General features: G+C 69.7%; 3 protein-coding genes. 1 reads left to right on the top strand and 2 read right to left on the bottom strand.

Going from position 1 to position 2,271, the window contains the following annotated elements:
• A partial coding sequence (locus tag A9X03_RS01795) for an ABC transporter ATP-binding protein (protein WP_197694452.1) occupies positions 1 to 638 on the bottom strand: 638 nt, incomplete at its 3' end.
• Between the two features lie 123 nt (positions 639 to 761).
• Complete coding sequence (locus tag A9X03_RS01790; RefSeq protein ID WP_067749783.1) at positions 762 to 1,040, bottom strand: hypothetical protein; 279 nt, start codon at positions 1,038 to 1,040, stop codon at positions 762 to 764.
• Positions 1,041 to 1,269: 229 nt separating this feature from the next.
• On the opposite strand from A9X03_RS01790, the gene A9X03_RS01785 reads away from it, so the two are divergent.
• The coding region (locus tag A9X03_RS01785; protein ID WP_068259402.1) for an MFS transporter at positions 1,270 to 2,271 on the top strand (1,002 nt) is incomplete at its 3' end.

The following is a 2,271-nucleotide window of genomic DNA, read 5'->3' as shown; positions in this document are numbered from 1 at the left end:
GCCGCGCCGATGCCGGCCGCGCCCGTGGGGTCGGCGCGCAACACGAGCACGCGGTCGGCGAGGATCGCCGCCTCATCGACGTCGTGAGTCACCAGCAACGTCGTGGTGCCCGCCTCGTGCTGCACCCTGTCGAGCAGGTCCTGCATCCGCAACCGGGTCAACGCGTCCAGGGCCGCGAGCGGCTCGTCGAGGAGCAGGACACTGGGCCGGCGCGCTAGAGCCCGCGCGAGGCCGGCACGTTGTGCCATACCGCCGGAAACCTGCCGCGGGCGATGATCACCGAACTCGGTCAGCCCTACGACGTTCAGCCAATGTTGAACCTCCCCGGTGCCCTTCGCGCGCGCCGTGCCAGGCGGTAAACCGAAGGCGACGTTGGCCGCCAGCGATCGCCACGGCAGCAGGCGCGGCTCCTGGAAAACCATCGCGCAACGCGGGTCGACCCCCCGGACGGCCTTCCCCGCTATCTCGATCCGCCCGGCGCTGGGCTTGTCGAGACCGGCCACGAGTCGCAACAGCGTCGACTTGCCGCTGCCCGAGGGCCCGAGCAACGCGACGACCTGGCCCGGTTCGATCTCGATGTCGACGTCGCGCAGCACGGCGCGCGTTCCGAAGGTGCGGTTGACGCGACGCAATGACACGCGTGCCGGCGCGAGACTGGTCGACATCACCCGCGCAGCCTAGGAATCGCGCGCGGCGCCCACCAGGTTTGCGTTGCCGATGATTAAAACCCGCTGTGCGCCATCACTAGACGGCGATCAAGGTCAGCCGTGCGGCGCTTCGGAGATCTTGGTGTCCGGCTTGCCAAGCGTCTGGCAGTACGTCGCCGCCGACAGCCGAGTGGCGGTGATCTCGGCGTTGGACGGGTCGGTGCCGTTCTTGTCCTTCAACATCTTGCTGACTTCGTCGTTCTGCTTCTTCTCGTCCTGCGAGGTGAAGTCCTTGCACTTGGTGTCGCCGCCGGTGTTGATCACCTGTGAGGCCGAACACGCGCTGGACAGCAGCACGGCTAGTGCGAGCGTCGCGGCCGCGATTTGCTTCATCGTTTGCCTCCCTGGGAGTCGAGTAGTGGTATCAGTACACCAAATCGGCCGATTTGAAACCCCGCACGAGATTTGCCCGCCGATCGGGCCGGTTGCTCCGCGTGCATTTCCGCGGCGATCGGGAATAACTGCCTCGTTTGCATCGTCGTTTGCGTTCGTCGCGCCGAATGCCAGGGGGAAACGTCCAGTGTCTGTAGCCAACGGGTCAACGTCGCGACCTGCGGCGGCTCTGGACAAGGCGGGCCGCCCGGATGCGGACCGGGCCGTCTTCGGCGGCGTGCTGGTGCTCTTGCTGTCCGTCGGCTGGGTCGCCAACCACTTCGTCGCGCTGATGCCCGCGCTCAGCGCGCGGCAACACCTCAGCCCAGCCACCCTCGATGCGATCTTCGGGGTCTATGCGGTGGGCTTGGTGCCCGGCCTGCTCGTCGGCGGGCGCACCTCGGATGCGTTCGGGCGGCGGCCGGTGGCGCTGGCGGGCGCGGCGACCGCCGTGGCCGGCACGGTGGCCATGCTGTGCTCGCAGCAGTACGAGATCTTGCTCCTCGGCCGCCTGATCGTCGGGTTCGGTGTCGGCCTGGCCATGAGTTCCTGCACCGCCTGGGCCTCCGATCTGAAAGGTCCGGCCGGGGCGGCCGCCGCGGGTGCGGTGTTGATGGGCGGTTTCGCGATCGGACCGTTCGCGGGGGGCCTGATCGTCAAGGCCGGTCCGGGCGGCATCCAGTTGTCGTTCGGGGTCGCCGTCGCGATCGGCATCGCGGCGATGGCCTTCGCGGTGCTTGCGGCGCGCGGGGCGGAGACCACCGCGCGGCCAACCGCGCGGGTTTGGGAACCGCCGACCACCGCGGGGCAGGGCACCGGGCGGGCGTTGAGTTGGGCGATGCCGCTGGCGCCGTGGGTGTTCGCATCGGCGACACTGGGGTTCGTCGCGATCCCCGGCCGTGTCCACACCGGGCTCGCCGCCCCGATGGCCGTCGGCACCGCCACGCTGCTCGTCAACGGGGTCAGCGGGCTGATCCAGGTGCTGGCCCGCGCGCGGAGCTGGGGGCCCCAGGCCGGCACCGCCGGCGCACTGCTGGCCGCACTCGGCTACGCGACCACCGCGCTGGCCCCGCAGACCATGTCGTTGGCCTTGGGCCTTCCCCTCTTCCTGGTGCTGGGATGCGCCTCCGGCCTGTGCTTGCGTGAGGGGTTGATCGATCTGGAGGCCGCGGCGCCGAAACGCTTGCGCGGC

The organism is Mycobacterium sp. E1715, from assembly GCF_001667625.1.
In the GTDB taxonomy this organism is placed as follows: domain Bacteria; phylum Actinomycetota; class Actinomycetes; order Mycobacteriales; family Mycobacteriaceae; genus Mycobacterium.
The sequence above is the reverse complement of the archived record's forward strand: the minus strand, read 5'-3'. Positions and strand labels throughout refer to the sequence as shown.